The organism is Alistipes sp. Marseille-P2263, from assembly GCF_018101075.1.
Classification (GTDB): Bacteria; Bacteroidota; Bacteroidia; order Bacteroidales; family Rikenellaceae; genus Alistipes; species Alistipes dispar.
The window spans coordinates 21,061-46,144 of record NZ_JAGQEJ010000008.1 but is presented as its reverse complement, the minus strand read 5'-3'; the positions used below and the strand labels follow the sequence as shown (position 1 = coordinate 46,144).

General features: G+C 61.8%; 22 protein-coding genes. 13 read left to right on the top strand and 9 right to left on the bottom strand.

Annotated features, from left to right (window positions below; genetic code table 11):
* Nucleotides 1-86 precede the first annotated feature (86 nt).
* Entirely contained in the window at nt 87-3,083 is a 2,997-nt protein-coding gene (locus tag KB554_RS10230) for a hypothetical protein (RefSeq protein WP_211035951.1), read from the bottom strand.
* Nucleotides 3,084-3,303: 220 nt separating this feature from the next.
* Here KB554_RS10230 and KB554_RS10225 point away from each other — a divergent pair, with 220 nt between their 5' ends.
* The 5 genes from KB554_RS10225 (at nt 3,304) to KB554_RS10205 (ending at nt 7,115) form a co-directional block, all read left to right on the top strand.
* Nucleotides 3,304-3,525 (top strand): helix-turn-helix transcriptional regulator, encoded by a 222-nt coding sequence (locus KB554_RS10225; RefSeq protein ID WP_211036041.1) that lies wholly within the window; start codon nt 3,304-3,306, stop codon nt 3,523-3,525.
* 116 nt (nt 3,526-3,641) lie between these two features.
* The gene (locus KB554_RS10220; protein ID WP_211035949.1) at nt 3,642-4,139 is read left to right on the top strand and encodes a CvpA family protein; all 498 of its coding nucleotides are present in this window, start codon (nt 3,642-3,644) and stop codon (nt 4,137-4,139) included.
* Between the two features lie 3 nt (nt 4,140-4,142).
* Nucleotides 4,143-5,063, top strand: coding sequence for a ribosome small subunit-dependent GTPase A (rsgA, locus tag KB554_RS10215; RefSeq protein ID WP_211035947.1), 921 nt, complete (start codon nt 4,143-4,145; stop codon nt 5,061-5,063).
* 76 nt (nt 5,064-5,139) lie between these two features.
* The gene (locus KB554_RS10210) at nt 5,140-5,766 is read left to right on the top strand and encodes an RNA methyltransferase (protein WP_232522959.1); all 627 of its coding nucleotides are present in this window, start codon (nt 5,140-5,142) and stop codon (nt 5,764-5,766) included.
* Between the two features lie 146 nt (nt 5,767-5,912).
* Nucleotides 5,913-7,115: an aspartate aminotransferase family protein gene (locus tag KB554_RS10205; protein WP_211035943.1), complete on the top strand. Its 1,203-nt coding sequence runs from the start codon at nt 5,913-5,915 to the stop codon at nt 7,113-7,115.
* 80 nt (nt 7,116-7,195) lie between these two features.
* On the opposite strand, the gene nfo is transcribed toward KB554_RS10205, so the two are convergent.
* On the bottom strand, nt 7,196-8,044 hold the full coding sequence (gene nfo / locus KB554_RS10200) for a deoxyribonuclease IV (RefSeq protein ID WP_141428470.1): 849 nt from the start codon (nt 8,042-8,044) through the stop codon (nt 7,196-7,198).
* A 92-nt stretch (nt 8,045-8,136) separates the two neighbouring features.
* On the opposite strand from nfo, the gene KB554_RS10195 reads away from it, so the two are divergent.
* The 3 genes from KB554_RS10195 to KB554_RS10185 are packed head-to-tail and all read left to right on the top strand — an operon-like array spanning nt 8,137 to nt 11,212.
* Nucleotides 8,137-9,318, top strand: coding sequence for a DUF3078 domain-containing protein (locus tag KB554_RS10195; RefSeq protein ID WP_211035941.1), 1,182 nt, complete (start codon nt 8,137-8,139; stop codon nt 9,316-9,318).
* A gap of 30 nt (nt 9,319-9,348) precedes the next feature.
* Entirely contained in the window at nt 9,349-10,983 is a 1,635-nt protein-coding gene (locus KB554_RS10190; protein ID WP_141428472.1) for a S41 family peptidase, read from the top strand.
* Nucleotides 10,976-11,212, top strand: a complete 237-nt coding sequence (locus KB554_RS10185) for a hypothetical protein (RefSeq protein ID WP_211035939.1) — start codon at nt 10,976-10,978, stop codon at nt 11,210-11,212. The genes KB554_RS10190 and KB554_RS10185 overlap by 8 nt, the downstream gene beginning before the upstream one ends.
* Before the next feature lie 241 nt (nt 11,213-11,453).
* On the opposite strand, the gene deoC is transcribed toward KB554_RS10185, so the two are convergent.
* The 4 genes from deoC to rpsO form a co-directional block, all read right to left on the bottom strand.
* On the bottom strand, nt 11,454-12,335 hold the full coding sequence (deoC, locus tag KB554_RS10180) for a deoxyribose-phosphate aldolase (protein WP_211035937.1): 882 nt from the start codon (nt 12,333-12,335) through the stop codon (nt 11,454-11,456).
* Nucleotides 12,336-12,871: 536 nt separating this feature from the next.
* Entirely contained in the window at nt 12,872-14,590 is a 1,719-nt protein-coding gene (locus tag KB554_RS10175; RefSeq protein ID WP_211036040.1) for a hypothetical protein, read from the bottom strand.
* A 235-nt stretch (nt 14,591-14,825) separates the two neighbouring features.
* Nucleotides 14,826-17,033 carry a polyribonucleotide nucleotidyltransferase gene (gene pnp, locus KB554_RS10170; RefSeq protein ID WP_141428475.1) on the bottom strand — a complete coding sequence of 736 codons (2,208 nt, stop codon included), beginning with the start codon at nt 17,031-17,033 and terminating at the stop codon, nt 14,826-14,828.
* 93 nt (nt 17,034-17,126) lie between these two features.
* A complete protein-coding gene (gene rpsO, locus KB554_RS10165; RefSeq protein WP_141428476.1) occupies nt 17,127-17,399 on the bottom strand; it encodes a 30S ribosomal protein S15 in 273 nt (90 codons plus the stop codon).
* A 191-nt stretch (nt 17,400-17,590) separates the two neighbouring features.
* On the opposite strand from rpsO, the gene KB554_RS10160 reads away from it, so the two are divergent.
* From KB554_RS10160 to KB554_RS10150, 3 genes are all read left to right on the top strand, one after another.
* A complete protein-coding gene (locus KB554_RS10160) occupies nt 17,591-18,604 on the top strand; it encodes an FAD:protein FMN transferase (RefSeq protein WP_141428477.1) in 1,014 nt (337 codons plus the stop codon).
* 12 nt (nt 18,605-18,616) lie between these two features.
* The gene (locus tag KB554_RS10155) at nt 18,617-19,489 is read left to right on the top strand and encodes a YegS/Rv2252/BmrU family lipid kinase (RefSeq protein ID WP_141428478.1); all 873 of its coding nucleotides are present in this window, start codon (nt 18,617-18,619) and stop codon (nt 19,487-19,489) included.
* Nucleotides 19,490-19,665: 176 nt separating this feature from the next.
* The gene (locus KB554_RS10150; protein ID WP_211035936.1) at nt 19,666-20,589 is read left to right on the top strand and encodes a helix-turn-helix domain-containing protein; all 924 of its coding nucleotides are present in this window, start codon (nt 19,666-19,668) and stop codon (nt 20,587-20,589) included.
* A 51-nt stretch (nt 20,590-20,640) separates the two neighbouring features.
* On the opposite strand, the gene KB554_RS10145 is transcribed toward KB554_RS10150, so the two are convergent.
* Nucleotides 20,641-21,168 carry a DJ-1/PfpI family protein gene (locus KB554_RS10145; RefSeq protein ID WP_211035933.1) on the bottom strand — a complete coding sequence of 176 codons (528 nt, stop codon included), beginning with the start codon at nt 21,166-21,168 and terminating at the stop codon, nt 20,641-20,643.
* A gap of 166 nt (nt 21,169-21,334) precedes the next feature.
* On the opposite strand from KB554_RS10145, the gene KB554_RS10140 reads away from it, so the two are divergent.
* Both KB554_RS10140 and KB554_RS10135 read left to right on the top strand, forming a co-directional pair.
* Nucleotides 21,335-21,682, top strand: a complete 348-nt coding sequence (locus KB554_RS10140) for a helix-turn-helix domain-containing protein (protein WP_211036039.1) — start codon at nt 21,335-21,337, stop codon at nt 21,680-21,682.
* A 116-nt stretch (nt 21,683-21,798) separates the two neighbouring features.
* Nucleotides 21,799-22,416 carry a DUF1566 domain-containing protein gene (locus KB554_RS10135; protein WP_211035931.1) on the top strand — a complete coding sequence of 206 codons (618 nt, stop codon included), beginning with the start codon at nt 21,799-21,801 and terminating at the stop codon, nt 22,414-22,416.
* A 121-nt stretch (nt 22,417-22,537) separates the two neighbouring features.
* Here the strand turns inward: KB554_RS10135 and KB554_RS10130 are convergent, their stop codons facing one another.
* Together KB554_RS10130 and KB554_RS10125 are read right to left on the bottom strand one after the other, a co-directional pair.
* Entirely contained in the window at nt 22,538-23,752 is a 1,215-nt protein-coding gene (locus KB554_RS10130; RefSeq protein ID WP_141428483.1) for a glycoside hydrolase family 57 protein, read from the bottom strand.
* Nucleotides 23,753-23,763: 11 nt separating this feature from the next.
* A complete protein-coding gene (locus KB554_RS10125; RefSeq protein WP_317129388.1) occupies nt 23,764-25,083 on the bottom strand; it encodes a glycosyltransferase family 4 protein in 1,320 nt (439 codons plus the stop codon).
* Nucleotide 25,084: the final 1 nt, after the last annotated feature.

The following is a 25,084-nucleotide window of genomic DNA, read 5'->3' as shown; positions in this document are numbered from 1 at the left end:
TGCGGTCCGCCGGGAGTTATTGCCTTCCTGGCTTCCGGGTCGGGATCCCGGCCCGGAAACCGGAAGGGGAGGGGAGAGAGTTGTCGTTATTCGGCCGAAGCCTCGGGAAGCAGATCGACGGTAACGGTTGCCGTCAGCGTGCCCCACTTGTGGCTTACGGTTACGGGGATGAAGAGTTTCACGGCCTTCTCAACCTTCACGCCGCTGATGTTCTTGAAGGTCAGGGTCGATTCCGCGGTGTTCTCCGTGATGCAGTTTACACCGAAGCGGTCTTCTGCCTTGATCTGGGCGTTGTCTGCCGTGATCGACTCGTCTACCACGTAGTTGCCTGCGTTGTCCTTCTTGAGGTTGGTCTTGGCCTCGGCCAGGTCCCACTTCGGAGCTACGACCTGATAGTACTTGTAGAGTTCGGCGGCGTATTTCTCCTTTTCGCCGGAGCCCGTGGTGGTCTCGGCTACGATGTAATCCTTGAAGTCGGTCATCGTGAAGGCCTTCGAGCAGTCGATCGTCGAGCCGCTGATGAGCTGGTCCACGAAGTAGGCGTTCTCCAGTTCGGTGTTGATCTTCAGCGGTTCTACGAAGAGAATGTTGAACGTATGCAGCGCGATGCGGTTGTAGTCGTTGATGGCGGCCCAAACCTGGAGAGTCGCCTCCTGACCCAGTATGCCGATACCTTCGGCGTTGTGCATTACCTGTACCTGGATGTCGGATGCTTCGGCCACGTTCGTAGCGCCGGGCGTAAGGGGAGCAGCAGGTGCGTACCAGGGATCGCCGGCTGCGTAGTTGAGCTGTACGGCCGTCGTCAGCCCCTTGACCAGGGTATGGCCCGCAGCATCATCGGACGGAACCTTCGTTGCGCCGGAGCTGTATACGCTTGGCTGCTTCTGAGCGAACTGGATGTCCCACTTGCCGCAGGGCAGCATGTCCTTGACCGGTTTGCTGTCGGCGAACAGACGGTCGAGTTCGTAACGGTATGCGCAGGTTTCGAGGGCTCCCGGCGTGTTGTACTGGATCGGGAATACGCGGGCGAGCGTGTAATCCGGGTTGTACCAGTTCGTCGATTCGTATCCGTAGATGCCGGGCAACTGCGGGAGCTTCACGACTACCTCGAATGCGAAGGTTATGGCACCCTGGTACTCGATCTTGGCGGGGATGGTTACATTGACCGTGTACTTGACCTCTTCGCCTGCCGTGAGCTTGTCGATGACGGTTCCGATCTGTTTGGTCGTCAGCGTCCAGGTGAATGCGGCGGCGGATTCGTCGGCAGCAGCGTCGAAGTTATAGACGAACTCGGCGTTTTCGGCCTCCGGAACGCCTTCTGCGGCGACGGATCCTTTGTCGTAGCCTTCTGCTTCGATCACGGGAGCGCCGTAGGTTGCGAGGAACTCATCCTGCGACATGCCATTTTCGCCGATCTTGCCGAGCACCTCGTTTACCATTTCATTCCAAAGGAATTCACCGGAGAATTCTTCGCAACTGAGCGTATAGTCGAAAGTCTTCAGAACACCCAGAGGCAGAGCCGGAATCGTCTCCTTGACCCACTGGATCTTGAAATAGCGCACGTCGGCGATCGCATTCTTGTTGTTCACGTCTATCAACTCGACGCGGACGATCGGGGTCTTGTCGATAGCGGCTTTGTTATTGGTTGTACCGTCGGGCAGTCGCGACGAGATCTTCCATCCGTCCTCGCCTTTCGAGACGGAAGCGAAATCCTGCTGGTCGGTCTTGTTGTCGCCGATCGTGTAAGCTGCGGTCGGCACATCGAAGCGGAACTCGAGGCCTGCGGCTTTCAGCTCCTCTTTCGTAATTTCGACGGCATTCTCGCCCTTCATGTAGCAACCCGTTACGAGCGGCAACAGTTCGAGCGGCTCGTTGTAGGCGACCATCTTGATGGGATCGGAAGCTTTTGCGGCTGCGTAACTTTCCGAATAGTGATTGTGGTTCTCCTTATCGCAATCGTATGCGGCGGCAGCGATCTTGGGCTCGATGGTCGCCTCGGACAGAGCTACGAAATCCGAATAGACGGACGTTCCGGTCTCTTTTTCACCGAGCCATTGGTCGGCGATGGGCACTGCGAGGGCAGCCGTATAGACATGGCCGTCGTTCAGTTTGATCTCTACGCCCGATTTCTTCTTCACGTTTACGGTCAGGACACCGTCGGCAACCTCGTAGGAATCCACGGAAAGCAGTTGATCTTTCACGGCAGCACGCGTCGTGCGCACCTCGGCCTTTTCGAAGATGTAGCTCGGCTCCTTGATGTCATCTATGGTTACGAGCGACGGGCTTACCAGGTAGCGAACGGCCGTAGCGTTCTGGGCGGTCGTTGCAACCGGTCCGCTCTGGGAGATCGTTTCGGTCGTCTCATTTACCGACCATGCCTTGTACTTGAGCGATTTCAGCTCGATCGTCTCGATTCCGTCTATGTACAGATCGGGAATCAGTTGGACGCTCGTCAGACGGCCGGCGATCTTGGCTGCCATTTCCTTTACGGCATCCTGGATCATTTCGGCGATCTTCTCGTTGATGAAACCGTCCTCGTTCTCGACAGCGTCGGTCAGCAACTGCTCGATGTGCTCGTTGTATGCCGCGAATGCCTTGCCGATTTCGTTCGCGGGCTCTTCGGTGGCGCCGGCGATAACGCTCTCGACTGCGGTCTTGAAGGCCTCTTCGCAGGCCTTGCCGGCAGCCGTGATGGCGGCGCTCTTGGCGTCGTCGATGGCCTTCTGGATGGCCTCATCGGTCGTGAAGGCTCCCAGAGCCTCCGTCACCTTCTTGATCGCCTCGCCTACGTACTGGGTCGTAGCGTACGATGCGAGCGTGGTCGAAAGGTAATCTTTCGTCGCGTAGTTCGCCTCGATGGCGTCGATGGCATCGCGGAGGGTTTGCAGGTCTGCGTCCGTGACCTGAGCGTCTTCGAGGGCCTTAATACGCGTTTCGAGAGCTTTGAGGCTCTCGACGGTCGTTTGCATCGAGCTGAGCTGGGACTCGATGTCTGCGATCTTGCCGGTCGTCAATTCGTCGATCCGGTCGTTGATCTTGTTGATGTCGTCGTCGTAGTCCTTACAACCGACACCTGCCAGCATTGTTCCTGTTAAGAACAATGCAAGAAGATTTTTAAAAATTTTCTTCATACAAATTAGAATTGAAATGGATTGGTTGTTTATGTCGTTCTTGTTTTATCCGTTACCTGTTTTCCCCGTTAAAAGTGCGCTCTGTACGCTTTTTGTGTATCATATATGATACCAACGATGCAAATATATATATAAAAATTTGCACAGCAAAATTTTTGTTCAAATTTTTGAGATGGGGGTTGTTTATGAAGAGGAGATCGCCTATATCTCCTCGAGAATTAGGGAGTTGAGGAAGGAAAAAAAGCTGACTGTGCAGGAACTTGCGTATCGTTGCGACATGGAAAGATCCAACCTGAGCCGGATCGAGGCGGGGCGCACGAATCTTACGATCAGGACCATTTGTATCATCTGCAATGCGCTCGAGGTCGGGTTGCGCGATGTGATCCGTGCGTAGGACATACCTATTTAATATATTGGGTTAGGTATCTGTGGCTCCCGTGACGTACGGGTTTTTCTTTTTTTGGGCGGTTCGGCCAAAAGTAGTATCTTTACACGCGAAACCCGCTGCTTTTGAACGCTATCGACCTTATAGTCTGCCTGGTGCTGGCGCTGGCCGTCTGGAACGGCTGGCGGCAGGGCTTCGTCGTGCAGGTATGTTCGCTGGCGGGAGTGGTCGCCGGCATCTGGCTGGCGGCGCACTACGGCGGCCGGGTCGGGGCGTGGCTCGAGCTCGACGGGGAGTTCGCCGCGGCGGGAGGCTTCGCCGCGGTGCTCGTGGCCGTCGTGCTGGCGGTGGCCGTCGCGGCGCGGCTGGTGCGCCGTCTGTGCCGTTTCGCAGGGCTGGGCATCGCCGACATCCTGCTGGGCGTGGCGGTTTCCGTGCTGAAGTATCTGTTGATACTGAGCGCGTTGTTCTCGGCGTTCGACAAGCTCAATGCGGATTACGCGCTGGTCGGCCCGCGGACGGTCGGACAGTCGAAATGTTATGAACCGGTGCTGCGTCTCTCGGAGGCCGTCTTCCCTTTCCTGGAATGGGTCGGCGACCGGGTTCCGCAGCGGGACGAATAGCCTATGGAGAAGCGTTTTACGGGAACGGTGGTCCGCGCGACCGGAAGCTGGTACGAGGTGCGGCACGACGGGGAGACGGTCCGCTGCCGCATGCGGGGCCGCCTGCGTCTGCAAGGGCGCCGTTCGACCAATCCGGTGGTGGTGGGCGACGAGGTGGCGTGCGAGGCCGACGACGGGGGCGACTACGTGATCGCCGACATCGCGCCGCGCCGCAACTACGTGATCCGCAGGGCTTCGAACCTTTCGAAGGAGTCGCATATCATCGCCGCCAACGTCGATCGCGCGCTGCTGGTCGTGACGCTGCGCGCGCCCGAGACCGCCACGGAATTCGTGGACCGTTTCCTGGTGACGTGCGAGGCCTACAAGGTCCCGGCGGCGATCCTGCTGTCGAAGATCGACCTGCAGGATCCGGAGGCCGTCGCCGCCTTCCGCGCCGTGTACGAAGGGGCCGGCTACCGCGTGCTGGAGGCCGCCGCGCCGCAGGGCGTCGGCGTGGAGGAGGTACGGGAGCTGCTCGCGGGGTGCACGACGCTCGTGGCGGGCAATTCGGGCGTAGGGAAATCGACGCTCGTCCGGGCTATCGACCCGTCGCTCGACATCCGCACGGGCGAGATTTCCGAGAGCCACCGCAAGGGGCGGCATACGACGACCTTTTCGGCCATGTATCCCCTCGCCGGGGGCGGGGCGGTGATCGACACGCCCGGCATCAAGGGATTCGGGCTGCTCGACATCGACGGGGCCGAGTTGTGGCACTACTTCCCGGAGATGATGCGCACGGCTCCCGGCTGCCGCTTCTACAACTGCACGCACACGCACGAACCGGGCTGTGCGGTCGTGGAGGCCGTGCGGAGGGGAGAGATCGCCCCGGCCCGCTACGAAAGTTACCTGAAAATCCTCGACGAAGATGAAAAATACCGCAAATGACGAAGCCGCTTCCGATGGCGGGTTCGGCCCCGAAGCCGGACATCTTGCCGGACGGATCGCCTGCCTGGCGGAGTTCATGACCGCGGACCGCTATGCCGTGCTGCGGCGGACGGTCGCCGGCCGGACGCGTTATATGACGGTGCTGGCCGAGAACATGTTCCACGGCCAGAACGCCGCCGCGCTGGTGCGCCATTGCGAGGCGTTCGGCATTCAGGAGATGCACACGGTCGAAAGTCTCTGTCCGTTCGAGCCGAGTGCGGCCGTGGTGCGGGGGACCGACCGGTGGGTGGACATCCGGCGGCATCGTTCGACGGACGACGCGCTGGCGGCGCTCCGCGGCGCGGGTTACCGCATCGTCGCCACGACGCCCCACCGCGAGGACTGCACCCCCGAGACGTTCGACGTCGCGCGGGGGCCCTTCGCGCTGGTCTTCGGCACGGAGCACGCCGGGATTTCGGACGGGATCGTCGCCGCGGCGGACGAGTTCCTGCGTATTCCGATGTGCGGGATGGTCGAGAGTCTGAATGTCTCGGCCTCGGCGGCGATCCTGATTTACATGCTTTCGGAGCGCGTGCGGCTCACGGTTCCCGGGTGGCGGATGCCCCTTGCCTCGCAGGCCGAGGTGCTGGAGCGCTGGATGCGCCGCAGCGTGAAGGATTCGGAAGAGATTCTACGGCGGCGTTTCGGCAGCGGCGGCCTTTGAGACCGTCCGGACGCGGGTTTCGCGCTGCGGCCGCGGTGACGGTCGTTCCGCCGGGCGGCCGTGAAACGGCGGCTGCGGGGATGCTCCCGTGCGCGTGGACGTGTCCCGGTCCGGCGGAGGGAAAAATGGAAAATTCGGTTATTTCTATGAACGATACGATTTTACGGAAACAGTTCCTGGCCCGTGTGGCCCAGACTTCGCCTTCGCCGATGCTGGTGGAGGTGGCCCGGGCCGAGGGTTCGTTTTTCTATACGCCCGAAGGAAAGCGGTATTACGATCTGGTGGCGGGCGTCTCGGTGAGCAACGTGGGCCATGCCAATCCGGCCGTAGTGCGGGCCGTGCAGGAGCAGGCCGCACGCTACATGCACGTGATGGTTTACGGCGAGCTGATCGAAACCCCGCAGGTGGAGTACGCCGCGAAGATCGCGTCGCTGCTGCCTGCGCCGCTCGAGAGCGTCTATTTCGTCAATTCGGGTGCCGAGGCGGTCGAGGGGGCGCTGAAGCTGGCCAAGCGGTTCACGGGGCGCACGGAGATGATCTCGATGCGGAGGGCCTACCACGGTTCGACGCACGGCGCGATGACGATGATGGGCGCGCCCGAGGGCGAGGAGTGGAAAGGGGCGTTCCGGCCCCTGCTGCCCGACGTGCAGGCCATCGAGTTCAACGACTTCGCGCAGTTGGAGCGCATCACGCGCCGCACGGCCTGCGTGCTGGCCGAGCCGGTGCAGGGCGAAGCGGGGGTGCGGCCGCCGCGGCCGGGCTACCTCGAGGCGCTGCGCAGGCGCTGCGACGAGGTGGGGGCGCTGCTCGTCTTCGACGAGATACAGACCGGCATGGGCCGCACGGGCGAGCTGTTCGCCATGCTCAAGTACGGCGTCACGCCCGACATCGTCTGTCTGGCGAAAGCCTTCGGCGGCGGCATGCCGCTCGGGGCCTTCGTCTCGCGGCACGAGATCATGGACACGTTGCAGTCGAATCCCGTGCTGGGGCATATCACCACTTTCGGCGGCCATCCGGTCTGCTGCGCCGCGGGGCTGGCGGCCCTCGAATACCTCCTGGAAAACGACGTCGTGCGGCAGGTCGAGGCGAAGGGGGCGTTGTACGAGGAGCTGCTGGGCGGCCATGCGGCCGTGCGGGAGATTCGCCGCAGCGGCCTGCTGCTGGCCGTCGAACTGGGCGATTCGGCCCGGCTTTACCGCATGATGGAACTGTTCCGGGAGGAGGGCATCCTGAGCGACTGGTTCCTCTTCTGCGACACGGCGTTCCGCATTTCGCCGCCGCTGACGATCTCCGAAGAGGAGGTGCGCGGCAGCGCGGCGGTCATCCGGCGGTGTCTGGACCGGCTGTGAGGGCGCCCCGTATGCGAAAACCGCCCCTGCGACACGTGCGGTCGCAGGGGCGGTTTTCGCTCGCCGGCGGTCCCCCGGGGTTACGCCTCCCCGGCGAATGCCTTCAGCCGCGCGATTTCCTCGCTCCAGCGGGCTTCGTCGGGGGTTTCGAGAATCAGCGGAATGCCGTCGAACCGCTTGTCGCGGGCGATGTAGCGGAAGCATTCGATGCCGATTTGTCCGTCGCCCAGCGGCGTGTGGCGGTCCACGCGGCTGTCGAGGGGCTTCATCGCATCGTTCAGATGCATCCCCCTGAGGTAGCGGAATCCCACGACGCGCTCCAGCTCGGCGAACGTGGCGTCGCACGCCTCGGCCGTGCGCAGGTCGTATCCCGCGGCGAAGGCGTGGCAGGTGTCGATGCAGACGCCCACGCGCGACTTGTCCTCCACGCGGTCGATCAGGTAGGCGAGGTGCTCGAACCGGAATCCGAGATTCGAACCCTGCCCGGCCGTATTCTCGATGACGGCCGTGACGCCGTGCGTGCGGTCCAGCGCGAGGTTGATCGACTCGGCGATCCGGTCGAGGCTCTCCTCCTCGGCGATCTTCTGTAGGTGGCTCCCCGGGTGGAAGTTCAGTCGGTCGAGTCCCAGTTGCTCGCAGCGCCGCATTTCGTCGAGAAAGGCGGTCCGTGATTTTTCGAGCGCCTCGCGCTCGGGGTGTCCGAGGTTTATCAGGTACGAGTCGTGCGGCAGGATCTGCGCCGGAGCGTATCCCAGCTCGTCGCACGCCTTGCGGAAGGCCGCTATCTGTTCCGCGCGGAGCGGGGCGGCGACCCATTGCCGCTGGTTCTTGGTGAAGAGCGCGAAGGCGGTGGCGCCGATCGCGTGCGCATTGGCGGGGGCGTTCTCCACGCCGCCCGAGGCGCTTACGTGTGCTCCGAAATATTTCATCTGTCGTGTCAATCGGTTTAAGTTCCCGACAAATGTAAATATTTTGTAAATAAATTCATAACTTTGCTACTTGAAAATACAATCGCTTCATTATGAAACATTTTTACCTGCTGCTCGCCTTGTCGTCGTTTCTGGTCTCCGCTCTCCCGGCCGCGGCGCAGATTTCGATCGACGAAGTGAATGCGGAACAGGAGGGCGTGACTTTCCGCGACCGGCTGAAATCGACTCCCGTGGATGTCGATTATTTCAGCCTGGCCCGTTACAAGGCCGAGCGGGCGGCGATCCGGAAGGAGCGCAACTACCTGGAGATAAAGGCCGACTTGCAGGGATCGCTCACCTCGTACAACGATTCGTGGATCGCCGTGTCGGGCGGTGACAACTCCATCGCGCTGACGGCGACGCTTTTCCTGAAGCATACTTTCACGAAGAATCTCTTCACGGTAGAGACGATTTTCAACGCCAAGATGGGCTACAACCGGATGCGGGTCGAGACGACCAACGACGACGGTTCGACCGACAGCAACGGCATCTGGTTCAAGAACCAGGACGAATTCGACATTTCGGTCTCCCCGGCCTTCAAGATGTCGAAGAACTGGTCCTACGGTTCGATCTTCAAATTCCGCAGCCAGTTCGTGAACGGCTATGTATCGCGTACGGAGCAGGAGCGCAAGCACCTGAAAAGCACCTTCATGACCCCGGGTTATCTGGATATTTCGTTCGGTTTCACCTACAACTGCCCAGTCAAGAAGTTTCCCATCGTCATCAACCTCTCGCCGTTGTCGCTCAACGCCACCTTCGCCGAGAGCGACTGGATTCGCCGGCGGCAGGTCGATAAGGACGGCAACGAGATCAAGCCCGCCTACTCCTACGGTATCGAGGACCCCGACAAGACGTCGAAATACGAGGGCGGCTCGTCCATTCAGATCGACTTCGACCGGACCTTCGGCAAGTCGAACTACCTGCACTACAAGACTCGTATCTCGGGATTCTACGGCTGGATGACCGACCTGGGACAGAAGAACAAGATCCGCGACTACACGGAGTACCGTCTCGCCTACGAGAAGTGGCTGAGCGGCGGCCAGAATATCAAGGACAAACCCCGCCTGCCGATCCATCCGACGGTACGCTGGGAGAACACGCTCGAAATCTACGCCACGAAGTATATCAAGACGACGCTCAACTTCCAGCTCTACTACAACCGGGCGCAGAATCTCGACGTGCAGACCAATACGCAACTGCTGGTGGGTCTGACCTATACCTTCAAGAACAAGTAATTCCGTAGCGGCCGCGGGCCGCGTCATGCGATGTACAGAAATTCGAAACATACGGTGATTTTCCCGCTGATCCTGTCGGCGGGCGTCGTGCTGGGCATCCTGCTCGGCCAATATCTCGGACGGCACGACACGGCGTCGCAGATCCGGGGGATGCTGAGCCACATGTCCGTGCCGTCCAACAAACTGACCTATACGCTGTCGCTCATCGAGAACCGCTACGTCGATTCGGTGTCGATGGATTCGCTCGCCGAGCACGTCATTCCGCTGCTCGTGCGGGAGCTGGACCCCCATTCGGTCTATATCCCCGCGTCGGAGATGGCCGCGCTGAACGAGCCGCTCGAAGGCGAGTTCGACGGGATCGGCGTGGTGTTCAACATGGCCACCGATACGGTGATCGTGCTGAACGTCATCCCTCACGGCCCGAGCGACAAGGCCGGTGTCAAGGCCGGGGACCGGATCGTCGAGATCGGCGATTCGCTCGTCGCCGGGCGGAAGATTCCTCAGAACGAGGTGGTGAAGATGTTGCGCGGGCCGCGCGGCTCGAAGGTCCGTCTGGGGCTCGGCCGGCAGGGGATCGACGGACTGGTGGAGGTGGAGGTCGAACGCGGCATCATTCCGATCCGGAGCGTCGAGTCGGCCTTCCGCATCGTGGACGGCATCGGCTATGTCAAGCTGGGGCAGTTCGCACGGACGACCGCCGGAGAGTTCCGTGCGGCGCTGGATACGCTGCGGGCGCAGGGGGTGTCGAAGCTCATCTTCGACCTGCGCGGCAACTCGGGCGGATTCCTCGACCAGGCCATCGCCGTGGCCAACGAATTTCTGCACGAGGGGCAGTTGATCGTCTATACGGAGGACCGCCGCCACGAGCAGTTGCGCGAATACGCCGACGGTACGGGATCGGCTCAGGAGATGGAAGTGGCGGTGCTCATCGACGAGGCGAGCGCTTCGTCGAGCGAGATTCTGGCCGGCGCCTTGCAGGACAACGACCGCGGTACGATCGTCGGCCGCCGTTCGTTCGGCAAGGGGCTCGTGCAGCAGCAGATTCCCTATGCCGACGGATCGGCCCTGCGGCTGACGACGGCCCGCTACTACACGCCGACGGGGCGTTCGATCCAGAAACCCTACACGATCGGCGACGACGAGAGCTACGAGGAGGATCTCTGGAACCGCTACCGGAACAACGAGTTCTTCTCGGCGGACAGCATCCGCTTCGCCGATTCGCTCAAGCGCACGACACCCGGCGGGAAGGTGGTCTATGGCGGGGGCGGCATCATGCCCGACGTCTTCGTGCCGGCCGACACGACCGACGTGACGAAGTATTTTATCGAGGTGGCGGGACGCAATATCCTCTACCGCTATACGATCGAATATGCCGACCGGCATCGCGACGCGCTGAACGCCGTGCGGACGATCGGCGGGCTGGACTCGCTGCTCGACGGCGACCGGAGGCTTTTCGACGACTTCATCGCCTATGCGGCCCGCAAGGGCGTCGCGCCGCGTTACGACGATATCGCCCGCTCGCACAAACTCATCGAGGCGCAACTGAGGGCCTACATCGGGCGCAACACGTCGCTCGAGGACGACGGATTCTATGCACAAATCTATCCCGTGGACGACGTGATCGTGCGGGCCATCGGGATTCTGAACGGAAAGCGGGATGATTAAGCGACTGATCGGCTGGATCGCTGCATTGGCGACGCTTTTCGCGGTCGCGGCGGCCGCGCTTCGGTGCGGCGAATACCGTTCGATGCTCTCGCTGCGTGCGGAGCGGACCGAAGCCTCCGCCGGCGTTCCGGGCGGGACGTCCCGTTCCGGTGCAGGGGAAACCTCCGCCCGGGAGGCGGAGAGCGGGAGCCGCGGCGCAGTCGCTGCGGACTCCGTGTCCTCCCGCTGAGCCGGGAGTGGTTCCGCGCCTGCCGGTGCGGTTCTTTTTCGTTCCCGGACCGGTTCCGGGAAATCAAGAGCCCTGCAATGAAATTACCCCTGCGGCATTCGCTGCCGCAAGGGTAATTCGGTTCGTTTTCGGTTTTCTCCGAATCCGTTCGTATGTTCTGCCGCCTCTCTTTCGGACCGGACCGGGCGGATTGCCGGAACCGTCGGATTTCTCCGAGGCCCTGCGGAGGGCGGTCGCCGGATCAGTAATATTTCACGGGTTTGCCTTCGATGGCCGAGAGCAGGTTGTTCGCGGCCGACGAGGCGCCGATGCGGAACAGGTCGGTCGTGAGCCATTCCCGGCCCAGAATCTCCTCGACGATCGTGTAGTACAGCGCCGCGTCCTCGGGCGTGCGGACCCCTCCGGCTGCCTTGAAGCCGACCTTGCGGCCCGTCTTTTCGTAATAGTCGCGGATCGCCTGACACATGACGACGGCCGCTTCGGGCGTCGCCGCCACGTCGATCTTGCCGGTCGAGGTCTTCACGAAATCCGCCCCTGCGAACATGGAGAGCAGCGAAGCCCGTCGGATCAACTCCGGCGTTTTCAGCGCTCCCGACTCGATGATGACCTTCAGCACGACGTCTTCGTCCAGCTCCGAGCGGATCACCTCCACTTCGTTGGCCGCCTCGTCGTATTCGCCCGTGAGCATCCGTCCCACGTTGAGCACGATGTCTATTTCGTCGGCTCCGTTCTCCACGGCCATCGCCACTTCGAGCGCCTTCACTTCGAGGTAGGTCTGCGATGCGGGGAATCCGCCGCCGACGCTCGTGATGCGCATCGGCGTGCCGTCCACGGCCACACCGACGGTCTCGACGAACGAGGGGTAGATGCAGATCGACGCCACGTTGGGAATATGCGGGTATTTCTCGTAAAACTCCGCAGCCTTGCGAGCGAACTCCGTGACGGAGGCCACCGAGTCGTTGCACGAGAGTGTCGTGAGGTCGATGGCCGAGTAGCAGAATTTATAAACTTCCGCGTTGCGGTTGCGCTCCCCGGCGGCCTTGCGGATGCGGGCTACCTCTTCCTCCACGCGTTCCGCGCTCCATGCCGGGGCGTATTCCTTCAGGTGATTGGCGTATTCCATGGTATCGCTGTTTTCGACAAAATTAGAAAAATTATTCGATCTCCGCCCCTCTCCGGCCGGATTTATTTTCTGTTCCGGAGGCCTCTCCGGGCTTTCCTGCTTTCGGGAACGGCGTCCGGAATCCTTTTCCGAAGAGGCCGGGCTGTTTCGGGGGCGTTTCGGAATGGCATCTGCGGCCGTCTCCGGAGTCGTTTGTGCGAGTCGTGTCGGACATGGCGTCCGGGCGATACGTCCGGGGGAGGGTCGGAATGGCCCCGCGAAGTCATGTCCGGGACCGCTCGATCCATATCCGTGTCGGCGGGCGTGTGCTTCTGCGCAACCGCCTGCCTCCGCACATTGCCCTCTCCTCTTATTTCCGTCTGTTTCTGCGTTTGGGGTTCCCCGCGGACGGCCGTCCCGTTGCTTTGCATTCCTGCCGCCATCCCTTTCCTGCGGCGCTCTCTCTTTTCCTTCGTATGCGTTTTCCCTGCAAAAAGAGAGCCCGGACCATTTTGGTCCGGGCTCTTTCGCAGCGGAGATTCTCCGCCTCTTCCGAATTATTTCTTCAGTGCCTTCAGGTTCACGTCCTTGGCGGCCTTCTTGGCCAGCTCGGGATTCTTCGACGTAGCGCTCTTGAGCTGAGCCTCGGCGCTCTTCATGTCGCCTTCCTTCACGGCGATCACGGCGCGCAGGTAGTCGGCGTCGGCCGAATTGTCCTTGGCGATGGCCTTCTTGGCGCCGGCCAGGTCGTTCGACTGTACCAGTGCGATGGCGGCGTTGTAACCCTCGAGGTTCCGGGCCGCGGTCTTGTAGTCGCCCTCGGCGGCAGCCATGGCGGCCTTTGCCTGAGCGTCGGCGGCTGCGGCGTACTTCTTGGCCTCAGCGGTGTTGTTGTTGGCGAGGTTGGCCAGCAGGAGGTTCTTGTTCAGCTCCTTCGACGAATCCATCTTGGCGGCCTTCTCGAACGACTTCAGGGCGGCAGCCTTGTCGCCGACCTTCGTCTGGGCCACGCCGAGGTTGTTGTAAACGCGGGCGTCGTTGTACTTCTTCGAAGCGGCGGTCAGGATGGCTACCTGCTCCTTCGGGCAGTCGGTCAGCTCCTGAGCAGCGAAGAGGTACTCCTCGACGGTCAGCTCTCCGCCGTTGCGGTAAGCGGCCATGATCTCGGCGTCGGTCTTGCCCTGCAGGTCGGTGGTGTTCACGATCTGCGAGCGGCGCAGCTCGGGCAGGATCTCCTCCTTCAGCTCGTTGAATACGGCCGACATGTTCTTGATTTCGCTCTCACGCTCGGCGGGCGAGTTGTAGAGGCTCAGCACCTGGAGAATGAGGTTCTTGTCCTTGATGTTCGACTTCTCGACCAGCTCCTTGAAACCGTCCCAGTCCTCGCCGTAGGCTGCGGCGTCGATATCGAGGCCCGAATCCTTGAGCAGCTTGGCGATCACCTTGTGACCCGATTCGCTGCGGGCTTTCGACAGCTTGTCGTTGAACTTCTCGGGACCGTCGGGCGAAGCGTAACCCTTCACGGCGATGTTCTGCGTTGCGCGGTCGTTCGTGAGGTTCTTGTCCACGTTCTCCTTGAATGCGCCGAGGTTGGCGGCCTTCTCGTGCTTCTTCGTCACGACCGACGAGTTGATCGTGTAGAGCAGGTCGGTCTTGTCCACTACGGTGGTGATGCGCTTGAAGTTGTTGTCCATCTGCTCCATCAGGTCGCCGTATTTGATGTCCTTCTGCAGCGTGTTCAGACCGTAGGCGACCGTCAGGCCGAACTCCTTGGCCAGAGCGGCTGCGGCAGCGTCGTTGCCGGCCAGCACGGCGGCCTCCTCCTTCGTGGGGATGGCGCCGGTGTTCAGGTTCACGAGCGTGAACTCCTTGCACTTGCCGCCCGGGCACTTGATCTCGGCGCGGAGCTGCAGGGCGCACTCGTCCATGCGGGGATCGTACGGGAACTCGACGTGCATCGTCACGTTGCCGCCGTTCTTCTTATCGACCACCGTGTAGTTGTCGTCCACCTTCGAACCCTGGTAGAAGTGAGCCGTGCCGGCCACTTCGCCGCCCTCGAACACGATGACGGGGGTCACCTTGACGACGGCCTTCGCGTTGAAGTACTTGACCGGGAAGGTTACGTTGATGTCGGCGGCCACGATGCCGTTGTTGAGCGTCAGAATCTCGGGAGCCACCGTCAGTTGGACGTCGTCCCGGTTCTTGGCCATTTTCTTGAAGCAGTTGCAGCTCGTGAATGCCAGCGCGGCCACGGCGAGCACCATGCTCAATTTCATTAGCTTTTTCATAATGGGTAAATTTTAATGTGATTTTTGGTTGTTTGCCTAATTTTTTCTCCCCTGTTGTTCTCTCTCACTTCGGTTTTTCTTTTCCCGTCCCGTTCCGTCGGATGCATTATACGGTGACGGACAATGCAAATATAGAAAAACTTCCGTGAATTATGCAATTATTTCGGGCAGAAAAACTTTCAGGAAGTTTCTGCCCGAAATAATCGCTTTCCGTCCGGTCGGGCTACTCTTCCTTGCGCTCGTGGCGTTCGCGGCGCTCGGGACGCGGGCGGCGCTCCCGCTCCACGTAACCCTCGGGCTTGGGCAGCAGGGCCTTGCGCGAGAGTTTGAGTTTGCCCGTCTTGGGGTCTATGCCGATCAGCTTGACGTCGATCTCGTCGCCCTCCTTCAGGCCGGTCTCCTCCATCGTCTCGAACCGCTTGTAGTCGATCTCCGAGATGTGGAGCAGGGCGTCCTTGCCGGGCATGATCTCGACGAACGCGCCGAAGGCCACGATCGAGCGGATCCGGCCGTGGTACGTCTCGCCCACCTCGGGGATGGCCACGATGGCCTTGATGCGGGCCAGCGCGCCGTCGAGGGCGGCCTTGTCGATGCCGAAGATGTCCACGATGCCCTTGTTGTCCTCCTCGGTGATGGTGATGGTGGTGTTCGTGGTCTTCTGGATGTCCTGGATCACCTTGCCGCCCGGGCCGATCACCGAACCGATCATGTCCTGCGGGATGGTGATCTGCACGATGCGCGGCACGCACGGCTTGTAGTCGGCGCGCGGCTCGGCGATGCACTCCGTGATCTTGTCGAGGATGTGCATGCGTCCCTTGCGGGCCTGTTCGAGCGCTGCGGCGAGCACCTCGTAGGAGAGGCCGTCCACCTTGATGTCCATCTGCGTGGCGGTGATGCCGTCGCGCGTTCCCGTCACCTTGAAGTCCATGTCTCCCAGGTGGTCCTCATCGCCCAGAATGTCCGACAGCACGGCCCATTTGCCCGTCTGCGAGTCGGAGATCAGGCCCATGGCGATACCCGACACGGGTTTCTTGAGCTTCACGCCGGCGTCCATCAGGGCGAGCGTTCCGGCGCAGACGGTGGCCATCGACGACGAGCCGTTCGACTCGAGGATGTCCGACACGACGCGCACGGCGTAGGGGTTCTCCTCGCCCAGCGGAACCATCGGCTTCAGGGCGCGCCATGCCAGGTGGCCGTGGCCGATCTCGCGGCGCGAAAGACCGCGTGCGGCCTTCGCTTCGCCCGTCGAGAAGGGCGGGAAGTTATAGTGCAGCACGAACTGCTCGGTTCCCTGTACGAGCACTTCGTCCTTGACCTTTTCGTCGAGCTTCGTGCCCAGCGTCACGGTGGTCAGCGACTGCGTTTCGCCGCGCGTGAAGATCGCCGAGCCGTGGGCCGCGGGCAGGTAGCCCACCTCGCACCAGATCGGGCGGATTTCGTCCGTGCGGCGGCCGTCGAGGCGCTTGCCCTCGTCGAGGATCATGTTGCGCATGGCCTTCTTCTGCACGTCGTCGTGGAAATACTTGTGGATCAACGGAGCCTTCTCCACGAGCTCCTCCTCCGTGTAGCGCGACGCGAATTCGGCCTCGAGGGCGTTGAACAGATCCTCGCGCTCGTGCTTCATCGTGCCGCTCGTGGCGATGGCGTAGGCCTTGTCGTAGAGCTCGCGGACGATCGTCTGGCGCAGCTCCTCGTCGTTCACCTCGTGGCAGTAGGTGCGCTTGACGTCCTTGCCCAGCTCCTTCGAGAGCTCGATCTGTACGGCGCAGTGCTTCTTGATCTCCTCGTGTGCGAACTTGATGGCGCCGAGCATCACCTCCTCCGAGACCTCCTTCATTTCGCCCTCGACCATCAGGATGTTGTCGATCGTGCCGCCGACCATGATGTCCAGGTCGCATTCGGGCATCTCCGAGAAGTTGGGGTTGATGGCGTACTCGCCGTTGCGGCGCACGACGCGCACCTCCGAAATGGGACCGCCGAAGGGGATGTCCGAGACGGCCAGCGCGGCCGAAGCGGCCAGACCGGCCAGCGCGTCGGGCTGAATATCCTTGTCCGCCGAGATCAGCGTGACGGTCACATAGACTTCGGCGTGGTAATCCGAGGGGAACAGGGGGCGGAGCGCGCGGTCGATCAGCCGGGCCACGAGCACTTCGCTGTCATTGGCCTTGCCTTCGCGTTTCATGAAGCCTCCGGGGTAGCGGCCGCAGGCGGCGTACTTCTCCTTGTATTCGACCTGGAGGGGCATGAAATCGGTGTCGGGTTTTGCATCCTTGGCGGCCACCACCGTGCCGAGCAGCATCGTGTCGCCCATCTTGACGACCACCGAGCCGTCGGCCTGCTTGGCCAGCTTGCCCGTTTCGATCTCGATCCGGCGTCCGTCGGCCAGCGTGATCGTTTTACGGACTGCGTTGTACAGCTTCTTTTCTTCCATAAAAATTTTAAACCTATGTGTGTTTCGATTGTTCGTCTTCAATGAAAATGAAGGCAACCCCTCTCGGGAATTGCCCTCATTTCTGCCTCGGGATTACTTGCGGAGGTTGAGTGTCTTGACGATCGCGCGGTAGCGCTCGATGTCCACCTCCTTGAGGTACTCCAGCAACTGGCGGCGCTTACCTACCAGGCGCAGCAGCGCGCGCTGGGTTCCGAAGTCGTGCTTGTTGCTCTTGAGGTGTTCAGTAAGGTGGCTGATACGGTAGGAAAACAACGCGATCTGGCTCTCGGGCGAACCCGTGTCGGTGTTAGACTTGCCGTACTTGCCGAAAAGCTCCTGCTTTTTCTCTGCTGTTAAATAAGCCATTGTGTGAAAGTTTATTTAAGTTCCACTCTACGACGCATCCCCCTTACCGTGGATAACGCCAGAGCGTTTTGCAAAGGTACGAAATAAATGGGAATTGCGCATGAAATGTGAAAAATTATTTCTCTTTTCGGGAGGAAAAGTAGCCGGATCGGCGGGAAAATCGTACTTTTGCGGCTAAACGGGTGAAAATTATGCTGAAAAAGAACCTTTGCGGCCTTTTCGCGGCGCTCTTTGCCGCGGGGTTCGCGGGCTGCGGCGGAGGGCCGCGTACCTATACGGTGGTGGACGGCACGATGCTCGGTACGACGCTGCACGTGGTGGCCGACGTCGAGGGGGTCTCGTCGCAGGAGCTGTACGCGGCCGTCATGGAGCTGGACCGCGAGGCCAAGGCCTCGATGTCGATTTTCGATCCGGCGTCGCTGCTGAGCCGGCTGAACCGCAACGAGACGGACAGCGTCGATCGCCATATCGCCTTCAACCTCCGCCTGGCGGACAGCATCGGGGCGTTGAGCGGGGGGCGTTACGACGTGACGGTCAAGCCGCTCGTCGAGGCGTGGGGATTCGCCGGCAAGGCGGCCCAGGCGCACCCGAACGTCGATTCGATCCTCGATTTCGTGGGCCGCGAAAAGGTCCGCATCGAACGCGGGCGGCTGGTGAAGAGCGACCCCCGCGTGCAGCTCGACTTCAATTCGGTGGCCAAGGGCTACACGGTCGATCTGCTGGCGGAGCTGGTCGAACGGTTCGGCGCCGAGAACTACATCGTGGACATCGGCGGCGAGATCCGCTGCCGGGGCGTCAATCGCACGGGCGAGGCGTGGCGGATCGGGGTGGAAACCCCCTTCGACGGCAACATGAGCGACGGCGAATACCTTCAGAAGCGGATCCGGCTGCGGGAGGGCGGGCTGGCCACCTCGGGCAACTACCGCCGCTTCTATCTCGACGCCGACGGCCGCAAGGTGGCCCATACGATCGACCCGCGCACGGGCCGCAGCGCCCTTTCGCGGCTGCTTTCGGTCACGGTCGTCGCGCCCACGTGCGCCGAGGCCGATGCGCTGGGGACCATGTTCCTGGCCATGGGGGCCGACGACGCGCTGGCGGCCGCGGAGCGGATGCCGGAGGCGAAGGTTTACTTCATCCTCGCCGGCAGCGGCGACACCTACGAGGAGTACGTCTCCCCGGCGATGGAACAACTGATTATGAAATAGCGCATACGGAATATGAAAACAGCCATTTTTCTCTACAATCCGCAGTCGGGCAAAGGGCGTATCGCCGCCCATGTCGAGGGCATCTGCACGGTGTTCCGCGCCTACGGATACGACATCCGCCCGCAGCGGGTCGATTTCGCGGCCAATCCGTTCGACGGCAACGAGTCGGTGTCGCTCATGGTCGTCGCGGGAGGCGACGGGTCGGTCAATTTCGTGCTCAACGCCATGAAGCGCAAGGGGCTGGACATTCCCGTGGGGGTGATTCCGGCCGGCACGGCCAACGACTTCGCCGGAGCGCTCGGCATGTCGCGCGAGCCGCTCGAAGCGGCGCGGCAGATCGCTTCGGGCGTGGAGGAACGGGTCGATTGCGGTCGTGTGAACGACCTTTACTTCGTCAATGTCTTCAGCTTCGGCATCTTCACCACGACCTCGCAGCGCACGCCCGACGACCGCAAGCACAGGCTCGGCAAGCTGGCCTATATCATCGAGGGGGCCCGGGAGATCGCCTCGATCCATGCCGTGCCGCTGGAGCTCGAGGCCGACGGCGTGCGGTTCGACCTGCGGTCGCTCATGGTGCTCGTCTTCAACGGCGAGACGGCCGGCGGGTTCCGCCTGGCGCGCCGCTCCTCGATCCGCGACGGGCTGCTGGACTGCATCCTGCTCGAGAAGCGGACCTTCCTGCGCTCGGCGATGGCGATGGGGCGCTACCTGCTGGGCGGCAACCCGAAGATCGTGCACCGCCTGCAGGCCCGGCGGCTCGAGATCCGTTCGACGGTCGCCGAGCCGACCGACGTGGACGGGCAGAAGGGGGCCGACTTCCCGCTGCACATCGAGTGTCTGCCCGGCGGGCTGCGCGTCGTCTGCCCGCCGTCCGGGGAGAGATAGTCCGGCGCGGCGTCCGCTGCGCGGTGCGGTTCCGCCTCCGGACGGAGCGGCTGCCGGGTGTTTCCCGGGTGCGTTCGCGCACCGGAGATTTCCCGGGCGGACGGGGCCGTTTCGCCTCCGGAATTTTTGGATTTCCGGTCGAATCTTGTTATTTTTGTCCGCAAAGACCTCGATACATGGCGGAGAACGGCAAAACGGCGAAGGCGACGTCCGGCAGCGGGCGCGAAGGACTGCACAAAGTCTCCATTTCGCGGATCAAAAAGGAAATGAGCGACGTGTTCTATCTGTCGGACGATCTGGTGATTACATCCCTTTCGGCGCAGAACAACACGACGGCCGACTACCCGGCCTCCATCGACGGCTTCTCGGCCATCATCATGATGACGGGCGAGGCCACCGTGTCGATCGACATGCAGAACTACCATGTCCGGCCCAACGCCATCGTCTTCTTCAACCCCAACAGCATCATCCGCACGGTGAAGTGCTCGTCGAACGCCGCGGCCTATTTCCTGGCCTTCTCCAAGTCGTTCGTCAATGAGATTCAGATCGACCTTTCGACGTCGCTGCCGGTGTACATGCGTTTCGGCAAGGCTCCCGTGCTGGAGGTGTCGCCGCAGGACGTGGAGGAGATCCGGCAACTGTTCCAGCTCATCAAGACCATGCTGCGCAGCGACAAGGAGCGCTACCGCCACGAGATCATCCGCACGCTCTTCACGACGGCGTTCTACATCATCACCGAGATCAACCAGCGGGACCGGCCCGGCGAGCTGAAGCAGGGCCGCTGCGAGGTGCTGTTCAACGAGTTCATGTCGCTCCTGCAACAGTACAACAAGCGCGAGCGCAACGTGAGCTTCTACGCCCGCCAGCTCAACATCACGCCCAAATACCTCTCGTCGGTGGTCAAGGAGGTGAGCGGCAAGACGGCGGCGCGGTGGATCGACGAATCGGTGATTCTCGAAGCCAAGACGCTGCTGAAATACTCCGGAATGAGCATTCAGGAGATCGCCTACCACCTGAATTTCTCGACCCAGTCCTTCTTCGGCAAATACTTCAAGCAACACACCGGAACCTCCCCGTCGCGCTACAAGCGCAAGGGGTGATTCCGGCGGTTCCGGGGCCTTTTGCGGACACGGGCGGCGTGGATCGGAGCGCTATTTCAGCGCCTCCACGACCTTGCTGAGCAGTTCGGGGAGCTTGTGCTCCTCCTGCGCCGTGTAGAAGTTCCCGTCGATCTCGGTGGCGGAGTCCGTCGCCGCGGCGTGCCGCACGGCGCCTTTGGCCAGCGGATGCACGGCCACGCGCTTTCCGGCGGCGATGCCCGCGATGTCGAAGAGCAGTCCGGCGCCGCAGTGGCCGATCAGGAGTTTGCCCTGTTCGGCGAAGGTCTTTATCTCCCCGAGCAGGGCGGCGTTCCACGGTTCGCCGGCGTGCTGCGCGAAGACCGGCACGGCGTCGCCGCAGGCGAACACCAGCGCACCGAACTCCCCTTCGCGGCCTTTCAGCTCGGCGATCGTGGCGTCCGCCGTGAGCCGGACGCCCGAATTGGTCCGGATTTCCCGGCTGCCGGCGACGGCGAACAGGGTGAAGGGAATGTCGTTTTCGAAGAAGGTTTCCAGATACTGGAACAGGCCCGCCCCGTTCACGGGATCGACGGCCAGAACGGCTGCTTTCTTTGTCATGGTCGCAAGTGTTTGAATGATATGACGGTTATTTTCGGTAAGTTTCTTATATTTGCATACAAATATACGCCGGATAACCTTCCCGTGCAAGAAGTGACTTCCGGATGAGTAGGTTACGGCCGTGTAACCGTTGTTGGAAATCAAAGCGATGGAGACGAAAAAAAATTTGAACGATTTTCCGCCTACGGGCCGCTGTCCGGTCCGCGACGTGCTGAGCCGGCTGGGCGACAAGTGGTCGATGCTCGTGCTGATTGCGCTGCATGCCAACGGCGTGATGCGGTTCAGCGAGATTCACCGTTCGTTGGGCGACATTTCGCACCGTATGCTGACCGTCACGTTGCGGACGCTCGAGGCCGACGGCATGGTCGCCCGCACGGTGTACGCCGAGGTCCCGCCGCGTGTGGAATACCGGCTGACCGCCCGGGGCGAGAGCCTGCTGCCCCATGTTTTCGGACTCGTGGAATGGGCGCGGGCGAATATGGAGGGGATTTTTGCGGATCGGCGGAAAAATTGATTATCTTTGTGTCGTCCGGATGCGGGACACCCTTTCCGTAAGGGAGTTATGTGCGGTCCGGCCTGGAAAACGGTTCGGGGCTCGCCCCCGGATGCCGGATAAAAAGGAGAGGAAAGATGAAATACCGAAAGAGAGTTGAGAAACCGCAGGGCCCCGTTTCCCCCCCCCTCATTTTTTGGGGCGGAGCGGGAAAGGCGTATGCCCTGCTGATCGCCGCAGGGCTGCTCGGCGCGTCGCCGGCCGGGGCCCGGAGTTACGGTAGCGGCCCCCGGGTGGAGGGTGGCCGGGTCGTCGTCACGGACGACGGATTTTCGCGCGACGATGCCCGGGACAACGGGCTGGCCGACCGGTTTGAGGTCGCCCGCGAGGACGCTCCGCGGGAGATGACCGCCGCGGAGGCCGTCGCTTTCTGCCGCAGTTACGCCGAAAGGCGCGACGATGCGGGCCGGTGGCGGGTTCCGACGCAGCGGGAGCTGATGCAGGCCGTGATCGTGCGGGTGCGCCTGACGGGGCTGGAACCGTTCGACAGCGAGGTGTACTGGAGTTCGAGCGCCGTACCCCGGCAGTTCGGAGAGGAGGAGCGTTACGGCGTGCACATGCGGACCGGATCGACGCTCTGGCTGCCGCTCCGCAAGACGGCCCGCGTCCGCTGTGTCCGCACCCTCGGCGAGAACGAGGTGCCGCAGGAGGCTGCGGACCGCGATGCCCGCAGCTACCGGGGGTTCCGGTATTGACCGGGCCTCGCCGGACGGTCCGTGCGGAGAGAAGGCCCGTCCGGAATCCGTATGCGAATGAAAAAACACCCCTGCCGGCATGCGCGCGGCAGGGGTGTTTTTTCGGTGTGTCCGCTCCGGGCTATTTCGCTTTGGCGGCCTTGGCGGCGACGGCCTTGTCCAGCTCGATGATGAAGTCGGCCAGTACGTTCATGTAGTTGATGAAGGCGTCGTAGGCCGAGTCGTAGGGATTGAAGTAGGAGTGCACGTCGCCGTCCGAGAGCCACTTCGTCGCCATGTAGTAGAAGTGGTCGGAGGTCTGCATGAAACTCCACACGTAGTCGAAGTCGGGATTTTTCAGCGCCGCGATCTTCTCCTTCTGGGCGTAGAGCTTCGAGAAGGCCTCGTTCTGCAACTCGTTGCCCAGCCAGGCCGTCACGTCGCGCTCCTCGTCGGCCCACGACATCACGTGCGGGCAGTGGAGCACCGAGACGGGCTGGTGCTTCTTGGCCGCTTCGCTGACGGTGGCGAACTCCAGGTCGTTCTTCTTGGCCAGGATCGCCTTCGGCAGGGCGCGCATGAACTCGAAGATGCCCGTGTCGGCTGTCTGGTGTTCGCCGAAGGTCTCGTAGTCCATGAAGAGGTTCACGACTTCGCCCGGGGTGTCCTCCGAGGCGATCCACTTCACGTATTTCTCCGCCGTTAGGGGCCACTGGTCCCAGCTACGGTTCGAGAAGCGGAAGGCGATGTCGTCCGAGAGCTTGTAGTTGCGCAGCAGCAGGCGCAGCTTCTGATCGACGGCGTTGGCATAGACGTAGTTGGGCGACTTCCAGCCCAGCACGTGCTTGGCCCCTTCGGCCAGCATCGTGCGGAAGCCCATCGAGGCGACCATCGCGCCGATGTCGTCCGAATAGATCAGCTCCGTGTTGCGGAAGGCCGTGGGCTTCACGCCGAACTCCTTCTTCATGAGGTTCGTATGCAGCCGGACCTGTTCGGTGAAATCCTCCTTCGACGCCAGCGACGCCAGCGAGTGGGAGTAGGTCTCGGCCAAAAACTCCACGCATCCCGTGGCGGCCAGTTCCTTGAACGAGTCGAGCACCTCGGGCGCGTAGGCGCGGAACTGCTCGACGGCGATGCCGGTGATCGAGAACGAGCAGCGGAACTTGCCCTTGTTCTCCTTGATGAGCTTCAGCAGCAGCGCGTTCATCGGCAGGTAGCACTGCCGGGCCACCTTCTGCATGATGGATCGGTTCAGCAGGTCGTCCAGGTAGTTGTGATCCTTGCCCATGTTGAAGAAACGGTATTTCTTCAGGCGCCAGGGCTGGTGTACCTGGAAATATAAGCAGACGGTTTTCATAGCGGGTGGTGTTATTTTGTTTTTTTCTGATTCTCTTCGATAGCGGTCTCATAGACCGTCTTGATTTTCGCCGCGGCGTCGTTCCACTTGAGGTTCGTCACCTCCTCCAGCCCCTTCGAGGCGAACATTTTGCCCAGCGCGGGGTATTCGATGAGGGCGAAGATGGCGTCGGCCAGGGCGTCCACGTCCCAGTAGTCCACCTTCACGGCGTAGTCGAGCACCTCGGCCACGCCGCTCTGTTTCGAGATGATGACCGGGACGTTCGAGCGCATGGCTTCGAGCGGCGAGATGCCGAACGGCTCCGAGACCGACGGCATGACATAGACGTCCGACAACTGGAACATCTTGTGCACGTCCTCGCCGCGCAGGAAGCCCGTGAAGTGGAAGCGGTCGGCGATGCCGAGCCGTGCCACGCGGCGGATCACATGATTCATCATGTCGCCCGAGCCGGCCATCACGAAGCGCACGTTCGGGATGCGCCTGAGCACCTTGGCGGCCGCCTCGACGAAGTAGTCGGGGCCTTTCTGGTAGGTGATGCGGCCGAGGAACGTCACGATCTTGTCCTTCACGCCGCGTTCGGGCGCGGCGCCCGCATGCTCGGCGAAGCGCACGGCGTTGTGCACCGTCACGACCTTCCCGGCCGGAATGCCGTAGCGGTTGATGACGATGCTGCGCGTGAGGTTCGAGACGGCGATCACCCGGTCGGCGGCCTCCATGCCGGCGCGCTCGATGGCGTAAACCTGCGTGTTGATGTTCTCTCCGCTGCGGTCGAACTCCGTGGCGTGCATGTGCACCACCAGCGGTTTGCCCGAGACGCGTTTGGCGGCGATTCCGGCGTAGTAGGTGAGCCAGTCGTGGGCGTGGATCACGTCGAACTGCCCCTCCAGGTCGCGGGCCACCTGTGCGGCGACCACGGCGTAACGGGCGACCTCCTCCATGAGGTTGGCGCCGTATTTTCCCGAGAAGGTGTAGCGCTGTTTCCACGGGTCGGCCGTCGTCCAGGTCGTCTGGCCCGTTTTCACGTATTTTTCGTGGTAGGCATCGTACTCTTCGGGCGAGATGTAGGGGACCATGTTCGAGTCGATCTGGATGAACGCCATCCGGCTCAACACGTCGTCCGCGCCGCTTCCGGTCGAACCGTACAGGGCCTCCACGTCGCTGGCGTTCACCACGCGCGTGAAACGCTGGTCCTCGTCGCCGTAGGCGTGGGGCACGACGAACGTGACGTCCACGCCGTTGCGCGCCAGCCCGCGGGTCATTCCGTAGCAGGCCGTTCCCAACCCTCCCGCAATATGGGGCGGAAACTCCCAACCGAACATTAAAACTCTCATA